This is a genomic window from bacterium (genome assembly GCA_027622355.1).
Taxonomy (GTDB): Bacteria; UBA8248; UBA8248; order UBA8248; family UBA8248; genus JAQBZT01.
In genome coordinates, this window is the sequence record JAQBZT010000052.1 from 1 (window position 1) to 12500 (window position 12500).

15 protein-coding genes are annotated in these 12500 nt (G+C 64.2%); 4 read left to right on the forward strand and 11 right to left on the reverse strand.

Annotation, left to right across the window (positions count from 1 at the left end):
- On the forward strand, window positions 1-851 hold an 851-nt coding region (locus tag O2807_04830; protein ID MDA0999829.1), incomplete at its 5' end, for a DMT family transporter.
- Window positions 852-855: 4 nt separating this feature from the next.
- Here O2807_04830 and O2807_04835 read toward each other — a convergent pair.
- Both O2807_04835 and O2807_04840 read right to left on the reverse strand, forming a co-directional pair.
- Complete coding sequence (locus O2807_04835; protein ID MDA0999830.1) at window positions 856-1344, reverse strand: YajQ family cyclic di-GMP-binding protein; 489 nt, start codon at window positions 1342-1344, stop codon at window positions 856-858.
- A 14-nt stretch (window positions 1345-1358) separates the two neighbouring features.
- Window positions 1359-2432: a Gfo/Idh/MocA family oxidoreductase gene (locus O2807_04840; protein ID MDA0999831.1), complete on the reverse strand. Its 1074-nt coding sequence runs from the start codon at window positions 2430-2432 to the stop codon at window positions 1359-1361.
- 124 nt (window positions 2433-2556) lie between these two features.
- Here O2807_04840 and O2807_04845 point away from each other — a divergent pair, with 124 nt between their 5' ends.
- Entirely contained in the window at window positions 2557-3204 is a 648-nt protein-coding gene (locus O2807_04845) for a class I SAM-dependent methyltransferase (GenBank protein MDA0999832.1), read from the forward strand.
- Here O2807_04845 and pyrE read toward each other — a convergent pair.
- The 3 genes from pyrE to O2807_04860 are packed head-to-tail and all read right to left on the reverse strand — an operon-like array spanning window position 3187 to window position 4528.
- On the reverse strand, window positions 3187-3759 hold the full coding sequence (gene pyrE, locus O2807_04850) for an orotate phosphoribosyltransferase (protein ID MDA0999833.1): 573 nt from the start codon (window positions 3757-3759) through the stop codon (window positions 3187-3189). The genes O2807_04845 and pyrE overlap by 18 nt on opposite strands.
- Before the next feature lie 30 nt (window positions 3760-3789).
- On the reverse strand, window positions 3790-4002 hold the full coding sequence (locus tag O2807_04855) for a hypothetical protein (protein ID MDA0999834.1): 213 nt from the start codon (window positions 4000-4002) through the stop codon (window positions 3790-3792).
- A gap of 34 nt (window positions 4003-4036) precedes the next feature.
- Window positions 4037-4528, reverse strand: a complete 492-nt coding sequence (locus tag O2807_04860) for a hypothetical protein (GenBank protein ID MDA0999835.1) — start codon at window positions 4526-4528, stop codon at window positions 4037-4039.
- Window positions 4529-4713: 185 nt separating this feature from the next.
- Between O2807_04860 and O2807_04865 the strand changes: the two genes are divergently transcribed.
- Complete coding sequence (locus O2807_04865) at window positions 4714-5565, forward strand: N-acetylmuramoyl-L-alanine amidase (protein MDA0999836.1); 852 nt, start codon at window positions 4714-4716, stop codon at window positions 5563-5565.
- Between the two features lies 1 nt (window position 5566).
- The gene (locus tag O2807_04870; GenBank protein MDA0999837.1) at window positions 5567-6361 is read left to right on the forward strand and encodes a GerMN domain-containing protein; all 795 of its coding nucleotides are present in this window, start codon (window positions 5567-5569) and stop codon (window positions 6359-6361) included.
- Here the strand turns inward: O2807_04870 and bioA are convergent.
- The 6 genes from bioA to O2807_04900 all read right to left on the reverse strand — a co-directional run bounded on the left by bioA (window position 6358) and on the right by O2807_04900 (window position 12338).
- On the reverse strand, window positions 6358-7749 hold the full coding sequence (bioA, locus tag O2807_04875) for an adenosylmethionine--8-amino-7-oxononanoate transaminase (GenBank protein MDA0999838.1): 1392 nt from the start codon (window positions 7747-7749) through the stop codon (window positions 6358-6360). The two genes, O2807_04870 and bioA, sit on opposite strands and share 4 nt — an antisense overlap.
- A gap of 4 nt (window positions 7750-7753) precedes the next feature.
- On the reverse strand, window positions 7754-8530 hold the full coding sequence (locus O2807_04880; protein ID MDA0999839.1) for a class I SAM-dependent methyltransferase: 777 nt from the start codon (window positions 8528-8530) through the stop codon (window positions 7754-7756).
- A gap of 73 nt (window positions 8531-8603) precedes the next feature.
- Entirely contained in the window at window positions 8604-9884 is a 1281-nt protein-coding gene (locus O2807_04885) for a TRAP transporter large permease subunit (protein ID MDA0999840.1), read from the reverse strand.
- Window positions 9881-10411, reverse strand: coding sequence for a TRAP transporter small permease subunit (locus tag O2807_04890; protein MDA0999841.1), 531 nt, complete (start codon window positions 10409-10411; stop codon window positions 9881-9883). The genes O2807_04885 and O2807_04890 overlap by 4 nt, the downstream gene beginning before the upstream one ends.
- 12 nt (window positions 10412-10423) lie before the next feature.
- Entirely contained in the window at window positions 10424-11476 is a 1053-nt protein-coding gene (gene dctP, locus O2807_04895) for a TRAP transporter substrate-binding protein DctP (protein MDA0999842.1), read from the reverse strand.
- The gene (locus O2807_04900; protein ID MDA0999843.1) at window positions 11457-12338 is read right to left on the reverse strand and encodes a TRAP transporter TatT component family protein; all 882 of its coding nucleotides are present in this window, start codon (window positions 12336-12338) and stop codon (window positions 11457-11459) included. Before O2807_04900 ends, dctP begins: the two co-directional genes overlap by 20 nt.
- Window positions 12339-12500 lie beyond the last annotated feature (162 nt).

The window sequence follows — 12500 nt, forward strand, 5'->3', positions numbered from 1 at the left end:
CCCTCGGCACCGCCATCTTTTCGGCGGGCTTCAGCCTGGTCGTCCGCAAGGGGCAGGCCCACGGCAACGCCATCACCGGGGTGGTGATCGGTCTCATCGTGAACACCCCGCTCCTGATCGCGGCCTCCTGGTATCTCTGGGAGCCCGAATGGTGGAACCTGCGGGCAATCTTCTGGTTCATGGCGGGCGGCGTGACGGGCCCGGTGCTCGGCCGGGTGTTCATGTACCAGTCCATACATTTCCTCGGGGTCTCTCGGACTTCACCCCTCATCGCTTCGGGCCCCCTGATGACGGCTGCCCTGGCCTACGGTTTTCTCGGAGAGCGGCCGGGCCCCTTCATCTGGGGAGGGACGGTGTGCGTCGTGCTCGGTTGCGTGTTCATCACCATGAAGGGGAAAGCGGACAGCGTCTGGGACCGGCGCTTCATCTGGCTCGCGGTGGCGGGCATGATGTTTTTTTCCATCTCGAACCTGCTCCGGAAAACCGGGATCAATATCCTTCCGGTGCCGGTCTATGCGGTGACGGTGACCTATCTGTCGGCGCTTTTGTTCATGATTCTTTTCAGCAGGGCGCTCCCCAAGGTCCACCGGCCGTATCTGGGAAGGAAAAAGGCCTGGCTTTTTTACGGGGTGTGCGGACTGCTGAATACCGCGGCCTTCCTCTTTCACTTCACGGCGATTCATTTCGGCGATCTCACGATCGTGTCGCCGATTTCCTCGACCTCGCCTTTCTTCGCGTTGATTTTGAGCTGGGTCTTTCTCCGTGACATGGAGCGGATCACCCCGCTCCTCATCGCGGGGACCAGCTTCGTCGTCCTCGGCGGGGTGCTGATCGTCTGGAAGATCATCTAGCCGGCTAGTCGCGGAAGTTGACGTACTGCAGGGGCTGTTCGACTTTTTTTAACTCCTTGCAGAAGGCGATGACCTCCTGCAGATCGTCGCGTTTCTTGCCCGAAACGCGCAGCTCATCGCCCTGGATGGCCACCTGCACCTTGAACTTCTGGCCCTTGATCTCCTTGGTGATGTACTTGGCGGTCTCCTGTTCGATCCCCTGGCGGACGAGCGCGATCTGGCGAAGCGTGCCGCCCGATGCGCTCTCGGGGGTCTTGTAGTCGAGGAAGCGGGGGTCCACCTTCCGGCGGGTGAAGTAGGTGGCGATGAGGTCGTGCACCTGCTTCAGCTTGAAGTCATCGTCGGCCAAAATGGTGATCTCCACCTCCTTCCGCGTCACCGAACACTTGCTTCCCTTGAAGTCGAAGCGCTGGGCAATCTCGCGGGTGATCCCGCCGATGGCGTTGTCCACTTCCTGCATGTCGGTCTTGGATACGATGTCAAAAGTGGGCATGGTTCTCCTGCGCCTTACACGGCGCCTTGGGCGGTCATGTATTCTTTCATGTCAACGGCGCGGCCGCTCTTCATGCTCTCGACCGCGGCGAGGATGACGGAAAGGGTTTCCACTCCGGCGGGGCCGTCGGCGTCGGAGGGGCCGCCGCCGCGCACCCTGCGGGCGAACTCTGCCATCTCCGCGACGATGATGTTATCGCCCGCGGGCAGCGCCACCGGCTCGGGCTTTTCCGCACCCTTCATCTGGACCAGGAGGGTGGAGTGGATGTCGGCTTCGAGCAACTGCTTCATGTAGGCGGGCACGTCTCCCTGGGTCAGCTTCATGTCGAGCGAGGCCGTGCCCCCGGTGCAGAGCAGGTTGATGTGCCATCTGCGGGGGCAGTGGTAGTAGTTGCCGAGATAGGTGAGGGCGCCGGATTCGTGCTCGAGGATGGCGTTGGTGAGATCGGGCACCTCGGTCTTGGTGACCTGCTGGGTGCAGATGGCCCGCACGCGCGCCACCGGCCCCATGAGGAGGATGGCATTGTTCGCATGATGGATGCCCAGCTGCATGACGGGGCCGCCCGGGCAATTCTCCCAGTAGTAGTGCCAGTCATCGGGGGTGAGCCGTAGCCCGATATCGTGCGACCAGTTCGCCTCGCAAGCCACGGGCGTGCCGAGCGTTCCTTCGTCAATCAGCTTTTTCATATGCCGCACCCCGGCCATGCACCGCGTCTCGTAGCCGACCTGAAGGGTGAGGCCGGCCGCATCGCAGCGGCGGACCACCTCCACTCCCTCGGCGGGGGTGACGGTGATGGGCTTTTCGAGAAACAAGTGCTTGCCGGCTTTGATGGCGGCGAGGGCCTGCTCGTAGTGGACCTGGGTGGAGGAAAGGATGGCGATGGCCTCCACGCCGGGGTGGGCGAGAAGGGCCTCGTAGCTATCGACCGCATCGCAGCCGTAGCGCTTCGCGAAATCCACCCGTTTTTCGGGGGTGCGGGTGTAGCCGGCGACCGTCTCGATGCCCGCCGCCCCCTCGATTCCCTGGGCAATAACCTCGGCCCACCTGCCGAGGCCCACAAAACCTACCCCCACCGGCCGATCTGACATTTCCGCTCCATCGTGATAGAACCAATAATACAATTAGTGAAATCTTTAATTTTCCTCTACCATAGCTTCTCGTACGGGAGTGTCAAGGCGGAAGTGGAATTCATCTCTGGATTTGGAGGGTTTTGTGGGGTTTGAGCTTGAGCGCGAGGTGAACGATCACTTCACGCCCTTCTACGGTTATGTGGCCGACGAGATTCTGGGCGAGATGGGCAGCCGGGAGGGCCGCGTGCTCGAGATCGGCCCCTACGGGCCGGGTGTGAGCGTGGCGCTGGCCCAAAAGTGCCCGGGGATGTCTTTTGTCTGCGGCGATTCGTACCCGGAGGCGCTGGCGTATCAGGGCGAGAAAATCGGTGTCGCCGGGCTGGCGGATCGAATCGAGGTTCGCCCGCTCGATATGCTGGAGCTTCCTTTCGCGGATGAATGTTTCGAGCTGGTTCTTTTCCGGGGTGGTCTTTTCTTCTGGGAAGAGCAGGAGAAGATTCTCCGGGAGATGGATCGGGTGCTCTCCCATCTGGGCCTCGGTGTGCACGGCGGCGGCTTTGGCGCCCGGGCGCCAAACGCGGTGATCGAGAAACATCTTCCCCGCGCGCGCGAGCTGAACGATGCGCTCGGGAAAAAACGCCTCGGGCACCGGGATGTCGAAAAATTCGCCGATGCCGCGGGCCTCTCTCGCCGGGCCTATATCATGCACCGGCACGGTCTCTGGCTTTTCTGGAGAAAACGCGAAGAGGGCTACCGGAAGATGGATTTTTCCTCAGGCGGGGATTCCTGAGAGAAGCGATGTGCGCGTAAAGATGGATTCGAGCGTGATTCCTTTTTCGGCGAGATTTTCCTTTCCCCCCTCCTCACGATCGACCAGGCAGACGACCTTCACCACCTCAAAGCCCGCGCCCCTCGCCGCTTCGATCGATCGGTAGGTCGAGCCGCCGGTGGTGACGGCGTCCTCGACGATGGCGACGCGGGCGCCCGCGGGAATATTGCCGATGCCTTCGATCAGCTTGCCCGTCCCGTGCCCCTTGCTTTCCTTCCGGATGATGAAGGCGGGAAGCTCCTCGCCCGCGGCGGCGGCCGTCATGGCGATCGCCGTGACCATCGGGTCGGCCCCGAGGGTGGGACCGCCCACCGCCTGGGCGCCCGAGCCCTTGATCCGCTCAAAGAAAATCCGCCCGGTGAGTGCCGCGCCGCGTCCGTGGAGGGTGGTTTCGCGGCAATCGACATAAAAATCGCTCTCCTTTCCGGAGGTGAGAATGATCTTCCCCTCGCGGTAGGATTTTTCCAGAAGAAGCTTCCGCAACTCTTCCCAGTCTTCCTGCAGGCCCTGTGGCATCAGCGGCTCCGGCCGTAGCGGTTCATGTTTTCAGGGGGCTTCCCCGCGCCCGGCTTCGTCCTGCGGTGCATTGTGGAGTTCGCAAATAAAGCGGGCAGCGCTTTCGAAAGCGGCCGGCACCTGAACGTGCACCTGCCCCAGGTCCGTGGAAGTCAAGGCGTAGATCGCCCCGGTGGACTCGTAGGACAAATGCACCGGGCTGTTTTCGGCCTCAAGGCGCGCCTTCAGAATGAGGGCTTCCATCTGCCCGCCCACAGTTTGTACAAGCGCGAGCCCGTCATTTTTTCTTTTTGGCGGGGATGTCCTGTTCGACAAATCCTTTTTCCCTGGGTCCGATATCGATTTCAACGATCGTGGAGATGGGATTTTTCCGAACGACGATGTTGATCACCCATCCCGGTTTCTCGAAGACCAGCGTGGCCTGGTCGCGCTCGAAGCTGCTGACCAGCCGCCAGCCGTGCTCAACCATCTTTTCCCGGTAGAAGCTGACGATGGCGCCGTAATTCCGGAAACCCGAATAGACCAGGTGCCCCGCGCGCGTTCCGGGCGACTCGAAAATGAAGGATTTTCCCCCGTCGAGCGCAAGGCCGGGCGGTACGGGAAGGTCCGCGAAACGGTACTTCATGACATCGGCGGGCGCCCCGGCCGAGCCGGAAGAAGAGGACGAGGAAGAGGATGAAGTGATGGATTGCAGGGTCGAGCACCCGCTCAACGAAAGGAGAATCAGGAGGATAATGCCGCTGCGAAGGGGCCTGTTCCGGATATTCATGGAGAAAATCTCCTTAAGACGGGCTGGCCGCTATGAACATTCAGGGGCTGCGGATGCCGGGCGGCAGAACCCCTTCATTCCATACGAAAAAATGTCCCGATGCAAGCCTTTCCATGCCGATGCCGATGGTCTTGGAAGGCGCAAGATGCTAACTTGACGCCCGGATCTGCGAGGGAGGGTTTGATTTGAGGCGCTTTGCCGGATTCCGGGCCTGGGGGTTGGCGTTTTCCCTGATGGGGGCGGCGGCCCCCTCGCACGCCCAGCCGCGGACCGCGCCGGCCGCCTCCGGCGGCCCGACCGAGGTGGCGCCCTTTGTCCTGGTTCTCGATCCGGGCCATGGCGGGCGCGAAGCCGGCAGCCAGGGCGTGGGATCTGTTCTCGAGAAGAACATCACCTTCCAGACCGTGAAGCTTCTGGCCGGACGCCTCTCGAAGTGGCCGCAGATTCGCGTCGTTCTCACCCGCGAGGGCGACACCGAGGTGACGCCCGTTCAACGCACCGCCGTCGCCAACTACAATGGGGCGGCCCTTTTCCTTTCGATCCATGTAGACGCCTCCTGGACGCCCGGATTGCGCGGGGCATCGATCCTCATCGCGGCACCGCAGCGCCCGCCCCGGATGGCCGGCGAACCGGCCGACGCCGTTGCGCTTCGCTGGCAGCGTGGGCAAAACGTGCACCTATCCGACAGCCTCCGTTTTGCCACAGGCCTGCGCGACAGCCTTCAGGCGATCGAAGGGGCGGGGAAGGTGCCGATCCGCGTCCTCACGCTGCGAACCCTGGAGAGCGCCAAGATGCCGGCGGCCTATTTCAGCCTGGGTGTGCTTTCCACGCCGGAGGAGGTGGCGCGCCTGCGCGAACTCAAGGCGGACAGTCCCCTGATCTCAGCCCTGGTGCGGACGATCGTCCGCTTCGCCGGCTTGCCCGAGGAGCCGCCCGCCGTGCCGGAGAAAGCGCCCGCCGCTGGCTCGGGCGGATCGCCCGGCGGCGGGGCTGGACCCCCTGGCGGGGGGGCGTCCTCGGAAAATCCGGGGGGATGAGATGAAAAAATCCAGGTGGTTTTTTCTCATCTTGTTTCTGGCGGGCGCCGGTGCGGCGGTCTATTACGCCGATCCGATCTTCGATCTGATCTACTCTGGAAGGCGGGCGGCGCTGGACCCGGCCCAGCACGCGGAATCGGGTCTCGCGGCTCCGCTTGATGTGGTTCTCTTTTTCGCGGGCGGTGAAGGAGAAAAACTGCTCCGCTATCCGACCAAGGTGGAGAAGGGCAAGAACATCCAGGAGACCCTCCGCAACACCCTCAATGCTCTGCTCGCCGGGCCCGAGAAAGAAGGTTTTGCGCCTGTCTTTCCAAAGGGGACCACGCTTCGGGCGGTCACCCCCGATCCGGAGGGTGTGGTCTACGTCGATTTGAGCCGCGCGGTGCGCGAGGCGCATCCGGGCGGCGCCTGGGGAGAGTTGCTCACCGCCTATGCGATCGCCAATACGGTCTTGTTCAACTTCCGGGACAGCTTTGAAAAAGTGATTCTGCTCATCGACGGACAGGAAGCCGAGACGATTGCCGGCGCCTATTCGGTGACGGGACCGATGCGCTACCGCGAGGATCTGGTGGCCGAGGAGCCCGCCGAGAAAAAGGAAAAAGAAACGGCGAAGACACCCCCGTCGGTCCCGGCCGCGCCGCCCGCGCCCGCGGGGACGCCTGGAGGGACGCCGCCCCCCGTCGGCACGCCGGGAGAGGGCGCTCCGCCCGCAGAAACCCCGCCGCCCGGCGCCCCGGCACCCCCGGCGGGAGAGTCGCCCGGCGTTCCCCCCGTCGGCGCGCCTGGAAGGCCCTAGGGAAGGGGCGCTCCCTCTCCGATCGAGGCCGCGAGCACATCGCACATCCAGCCGATCTCATTTCGATCCACGCAATAGGGCGGCATGAGCACCAGGATATCCCCCAGCGGCCGTATGGCGAGGCCGCGCGCCCGGGCCGCGAGCGCCACCGCTCTGCCGGTCCGCCGCCCGGGGGGGAAGGGCGTCTTTGATTCCCTGTCCGCCACCAGCTCGATGCCCGCCATCAGCCCCATCCCCCGCACCTCACCGACCTGGGGCAGCCCGCGCAGGGCGGCGAGCGCCTCCCAGAACAGCTCGATCTTCGGCTGAAGAGCCTCCATCGTTTTGTCGCGCTCGAATATATCGAGATTGGCCAGCGCCGCGGCGCACCCCAGGGGGTTTCCGGTGTAGGAGTGGCCGTGGAAGAAGGTTTTGATCGCATCGGGGGCGCCACGGAAGGCGTCGAAGATCTCCTCCCTCGCCAGTGTGGCGGCAAGGGGAAGGTAGCCGCCCGTCAGACCTTTGGCCAGGCACAGGAGATCGGGGGTGACGCCCTCGTGATCGCAGGCGAACATCTTTCCCGTCCGCCCGAAGCCGGTCGCCACCTCATCCGCGATGAGCAGCGCACCGGCCCGGTCGCACGCCGCACGCACCCTTCGCAAGAAGCCGGGGGGCTGGACGATCATTCCCGCCGCCGCCTGGACGAGAGGCTCGATCACCACGGCGGCGAGTTCATCGGCGTGCTTCAGGATGAGGCGCTCGATCTCCTCTCCCCGGCAGACCGCGCAGGGGGTGCGCTCCGCCTCCTGCGGACACCGGTAGCAGTAGGGCGCCTCGGCGCGAATCGTCTCGAAGAGGAGGGGCCCGAACATGTCGTGGAAAAAGGGGATCCCCCCCACGCTCACCGCCCCGATGGTGTCCCCGTGGTAGGCGAGTTTCAGGGCGAGGAAGCGCGATTTTTCGGGGCGTGCCGACTGCCGCTGCCGCTGGTACTGAAAGGCCATCTTGAGGGCAACCTCGACGGCGGTGGCCCCGCTGTCCGAGTAGAAGACACGCGCGAGCCCCTTCGGCGCGATGGCGATGAGTTTTTCCGCCAGCTCGATCGGGGCCGGATGGCCCATTCCCAGCTGGGTGGAGTGGGCGATACGATCGAGCTGCGCGCGGATGGCGGCGTCGATCTCCGCGCGGCGGTGGCCGTGGAGATTCACCCAGAGCGATGAAACTCCGTCGAGGAAGCGGTTTCCCTCGACATCGATCAGATAGGCGCCCTCGCCGCGCTCGACGATGATGGGAGCTTCTTCTTTCTCCCATTCGTCCATGGGGGTGAAGGGGTGCCACAGGTAGCGGCGGTCGAGTTCGCGCAGGCGCTCGTAGCGGCCGCGCTCGTCCCCGGGCGGGCGCGGTTCCATGTCCTCAGGGCCGCTCGGCCAGGATGACCGCTTCGACCTCATCGAAGACCAGCTGGCCTTCTTCTTCGCGGGGGGCGAGCCAGTGACGGATCGCAGGGGTGGGGCGGAGGAGAAACTGCCGCAGCTCTTCCTCGATTTCACCGGTGATGTGGGGCCTGCGGACCCATTCCTCGAAGTCCATCCGCTTGCGGATGTTCTCGGTGTGCAAAACGCGCAGGCTGGCGCTCTCGAACATCTCGACGAGCACCGGGAGCGAGTCGCACCGGTTGTGGCTCGGGTCGCGCCGCTCCTCGAAGTCGTTGTAGCGCTTCGCCTCGGCCGCCTCCTCGGGGGCAATGTTGTCCACATAGACCGCCCGGCCGCCGGGCTTCAGGACGCGGGCCATCTCATTAATGGATCTTTGCACGTCGGCGAAATGGTGGGGGGCGATGCGCACCGAGACGTAATCGAGCGTGCCGTCCGCGAAGGCGATGTTCTCGGCGTCCGTCCGGAGAAAGATGGCGTTGCCGATCTTTTTTTCGGCGCCGAGCCTACGGGCCTGATCGAGCATTTTGGCGGTGAGATCGCTGGCGATGACGCGATCGCACCGAGGCGCCATGGCGAAGGCGGTGTGGCCCGCGCCGGTGGCGAGGTCGAGCAGGATACCGCCCTTGGGGTTCAGTACCTCGGCGGCGCGGGCGAGCGAGCTGCTCCGCGCGTGGGGGGTGCTCGTCACGTAGTAGGCCGAATCCCGGCTGAAGGAGCGCTGGACCTCGGCCCGCTGTCTGGATGCATCGGTCATGAACTTCTCCTTGCCGGACGCCGTAAGCAGAGAAGGACCTTATAGCGAATCGGCTGCCGCCTCAAGGCGGACTCTAGCGCCCCAGGCCCGTGAACCACCTCAGGGGAGCGAGGCTGATCTCGGGGATATAGGTGACGAGGAGGAGCCCGGCGAGGAGCCAGAGCAGGAAAGGCAGGGTGGAGCGCCACACCTCGGCGATGGACTTCCCGAACCGGTTGCTCGCGATGAAGAGGTTGAGCCCGACCGGCGGGGTGATGTACCCGATCTCGAGGTTGGTGAGGAAGATGATGCCCAGATGGATGGGGTCGACGCCGAACTCCTTGGCGATGGGGACGATGAGCGGAACCACGATGACGATGGCCGAGAAGACATCCATCAGGCTGCCCACGATGAGCAGGAAGATGTTGAGGCCGAGGAGGAAGGCCCATCTTTGCTCCATGAGGGTTTTCATGATGCCGAGAATCTGTTGCGGCACTTGCTGATCGACGAGGTAGTTCGTCAGGCCGAGGGCGGCCCCGAGGATCACCATGATCACTCCGACGAGCACCATGCTCTCGCGCGCGATGCGCGGGATGTCCCGCCGCAGATCGATGTCCTTGTAGATGAATACCTCGACGACGAAAACATAGAAGGCCGCGACGGCCGCCGCCTCGGCCGCCGTGTAGAGGCCGCCGTAGATGCCGCCCACGATCAGGATCGGGAGGGGGATCTCCCAGGCCGCCTCGCGCGCCGCGCGGAGGAGTTTCTCCGTCGAGAAAGGGGTTCTCCCCACCGCGGCGCCCGCCGTTTTCATGCTGTAGCCCCCGAGGATGAATATCCGCAGCAAGCCCGGCGCGATCCCGGCCAAAAACAGAAGATCGATGTTCACCTTGGCCACCACGGCGTAGAGGATGAGCGGGAGGCTCGGGGGAAAGAGAAGGCCGAGCCCTCCGCTGGTCGTCACCAGGCCGAGCGAGAAGCGCTCCGGATAGCCATCCTCGTGGAGGGCGGCCAGGAGGAGCCCGCCCAGGGCCACGATCGTCGCGCCCGATGCCCCCGTGAAGGCCGTGAAGAAGGCGCAGGTGACGAGGGTGACCACGGCGAGGCCGCCCGGCATCCAGCCCATCAGGGCGCGCGCCAGCGCCGTCAGCCGGCGCGGGGTGCCGGCCTCGGCCATCATGAAGCCCGCGAAGGTGAAGAAGGGGATGGCGAGCAGGGTGGGGGCGTCCGTCATCCGGTAGAGTTCGATGATGAGGGCGGCTGAGCTGATCTCCTCGGCGGCGAATCCCCAGAGCGCAACGGCGCCCATAAGGGTGAACAGCGGGGCCCCCAAAAGGAGGAGGGCGAGAAGGCCCAGGCCCCCGATGAGGATCACGGCGCATCTCCCCGAGTCTGCGGCGAGGCGGGCCGGCCGAAGAGCGCGCCGCCCAGGAACCGCACGGCCATCAGGGCAAAGCCGAGCGGGAGCACCACCTGGAAGATCCAGGCCGGAAATACGCCGGATATCCGGCTTCCGGCCTCCCATTCCTGGGCGAGGAACAAGAATGAGGCGCGGGCAAGCAGAAGACAGATGAAGGCGGCGAACAGATCGGTCAGCCTGCGGGCGCGGGCCGCCCAGGAGGCGGGGAGGAGCCGGGCGAGAATGTCGATGACGATGTGGCGGCCGTCCTCCCGCGCGGCGAGGGAGGCGCCGATCAGCACCAGCCAGATCAGGCCTTGCCGCATGAGCAGGTCGGCGCTGAAGATTCCGGTGTGAAAAATATTTCTCAGGATGACCTGAAGAAAACCGACGCCCACCATGAGGAGAAGGAGGCTGACGAGAAAGACGCTCTCCGCCCGCGCGAGGGCGGCCTCGAAGTGTGTCCAGGCCCTGTGGATGGGGGAGAGCGGGAGGGAATTCATGGCGGTGCGCGATTAATGTCCGCGCCGCGCGGCGAGGATTCCAAGGGCGCGCTTGAGCAGATCGGCCGGAATGAGTGTCCCCGTGAGTTTCTTTTGGGCGCGCTGGGCCCGCTCCCGGATTTCCGCGAGGGCCGGGGCGGAGAGGTCGCCGGAAATTTTCAGGCCGCGCTTTTTCATCGCCGCGACGGCGCGTGCGTTTTCATCCCGCGTGAGTTTTTTCAGGGAGCGCATGTGTTCGCGCGTCTTCCGGAGAAGGATGGCCTTCTGCGTGGCGTCGAGGCGGTCGAATTGGTCTTTTTTCATGATGAGCGCCCCGGTCACGTACGCCATGGGAAGGGGGTTCATGTACTGCACCTTGGTGAACCATTGAAGGGCGACCGCCGCGATGGGATTGACGTAGACGGTTTCGATGAGGCCGGTCTGGAGGGAGGTCAGCACGTCGGTGACGGCGAGGGGGATGGGGCGGATCTCCATCTCCTGAAAGTAGGTCCGTGCGAGTGGGTCGCCCTCCCACATCCACACTTTTTGCCCGAGGAGGTCTTGGCGGCTGCGGATGGGGACCTGCGAGAAAAAGTGGGCGAATCCGACCTCGGCCCAGCCGAGCAGAACGTAGCCCTTCTCGAGAAACGCTTTTTCATACCAGGGGTCGAGGACCTCGTGGACAGCGTCCACCTCCTCGTAGCTGCGGAAAAGAAAGGGGAGTTCGAAGAGGCGGACGGCGGGGAGTATCTCGCCGAGGCCGACGCCCGTGAAGCCCGCGGCGTGCAATTGCCCCACCCGGATCTTCCGCACCACATCCCGCTCGTTTCCCGAAACGCCGCCCGGATAGATGCGGAAGCGAAGCGTGTCCTTCGTCTCCTCTTTTACGTCCCTCGCGAGTTTGCGCATGATCCGCATCCAGGTCGTCCCCTCCGGCGCCAGGCTGGCGAACTTGATGCTGCGCTCCGCCGCAGCCTGGGAGGGTGCGGGCGCCGCGGCGAGAAATGCTGCGAGGAGAATCGCAAAGCGGAAGAGCGCGTGCATCAAGCCGTTCCTTTCGGTGAAGTTAGAAATAATTGTCGGCATCCTTGAGGAGCGCCTTGGCCCTTTCCTTGGCGAGAGCGTTGGCGAGGGCCTGCTCGGGAAGGGTGCGTCGGGGGGCGGCAATGGTTTCTTTCAGAAGGCGGATAAAGAGGTCCCGGTTTTGGGTCTGAACAGCGTAATAGCGGGCGTACAGGACCTTGGCCATGAGGAATCTCCCCCCGCTTTGCGCGATTGAGCGCTCGAAGTGCAGCTTCGCCTTTCCGGGGTCGCCTCCCAGGAGCTTGGAGCGGCCCCCGTAGTAGACGCCGAAGAACAGATCGGGCCCTCCGAAGTAATAGCCCGGGTCGATTTCGAGCGCACGGGCCATCATGGCTTCGACGCGGGGGAGGTCGGCAAGAGCGTCGGGGTTGTCGCGGCTGAGGTTGATCCATCCGCTCCAGCAGTAGGCCGTCCAGAAAAGAAGAGGGAGATCGCTTTTGTCCAGGTTGGAGAGCGCTTTTTTCAGCTCCGGTATGCCGCTTTTCATGGCGGCGGCGAGCCGGGATCTTTGGAGCAGGGAGTTGAGTCCGTGGTTTCTGCCCCGGAGGTAGAACCGCCGCGCGCGGGCGGGCGCCGTCTCTTCGAGGAAGCCGAAGGCGTAGCTCCCGTAGGCCTGGGTCGAGAGCTGGAGGAGGGTGCGGTTTCCTTTGTCGCTGAGAATCAGCCCCTCCAGCATCACCAGGAGGGAGGCGGACGCCTCTTGCGCGTGAATGGTGTCCGTTTCGGCGCTGAGGGCCGCGACCGAATCCTCGAGGATGGAGGTCGTCGAGCGGACGGCGACATCCTTCAGGGCGCTGGCGCAGCCCGCGAGCGCGAAAAGTGCCGCCACGGCCATAAGGATCAGGTGAGCGCGCGTGCATTTCATGGCGCCATTATGCCATAGAGCGGGAAAAGCCGCCCGGAGATGGCAGCCCATCAGTCGTATTTGATCACGCTCCTTGCCACCTCTCCCCTGAGGAGCGCGTCGTAGGCCTCGTTGATCTGGTCCAGCGGATAGGAGCGCGTGAGCAAATCGTCGAGGTTGAGC

Bases quoted from the DNA above. Each gene is read 5' to 3' on its own strand.
- O2807_04835 (MDA0999830.1), bottom strand. From the start codon at position 1,344: ATGCCCACTTTTGACATCGTATCCAAGACCGACATGCAGGAAGTGGAC.
- O2807_04840 (MDA0999831.1), bottom strand. From the start codon at position 2,432: ATGTCAGATCGGCCGGTGGGGGTAGGTTTTGTGGGCCTCGGCAGGTGG.
- pyrE (MDA0999833.1), bottom strand. From the start codon at position 3,759: ATGCCACAGGGCCTGCAGGAAGACTGGGAAGAGTTGCGGAAGCTTCTT.
- O2807_04855 (MDA0999834.1), bottom strand. From the start codon at position 4,002: ATGGAAGCCCTCATTCTGAAGGCGCGCCTTGAGGCCGAAAACAGCCCG.
- O2807_04860 (MDA0999835.1), bottom strand. From the start codon at position 4,528: ATGAATATCCGGAACAGGCCCCTTCGCAGCGGCATTATCCTCCTGATT.
- O2807_04870 (MDA0999837.1), top strand. From the start codon at position 5,567: ATGAAAAAATCCAGGTGGTTTTTTCTCATCTTGTTTCTGGCGGGCGCC.
- bioA (MDA0999838.1), bottom strand. From the start codon at position 7,749: ATGGAACCGCGCCCGCCCGGGGACGAGCGCGGCCGCTACGAGCGCCTG.
- O2807_04880 (MDA0999839.1), bottom strand. From the start codon at position 8,530: ATGACCGATGCATCCAGACAGCGGGCCGAGGTCCAGCGCTCCTTCAGC.
- O2807_04890 (MDA0999841.1), bottom strand. From the start codon at position 10,411: ATGAATTCCCTCCCGCTCTCCCCCATCCACAGGGCCTGGACACACTTC.
- dctP (MDA0999842.1), bottom strand. From the start codon at position 11,476: ATGCCGACAATTATTTCTAACTTCACCGAAAGGAACGGCTTGATGCAC.
- O2807_04900 (MDA0999843.1), bottom strand. From the start codon at position 12,338: ATGAAATGCACGCGCGCTCACCTGATCCTTATGGCCGTGGCGGCACTT.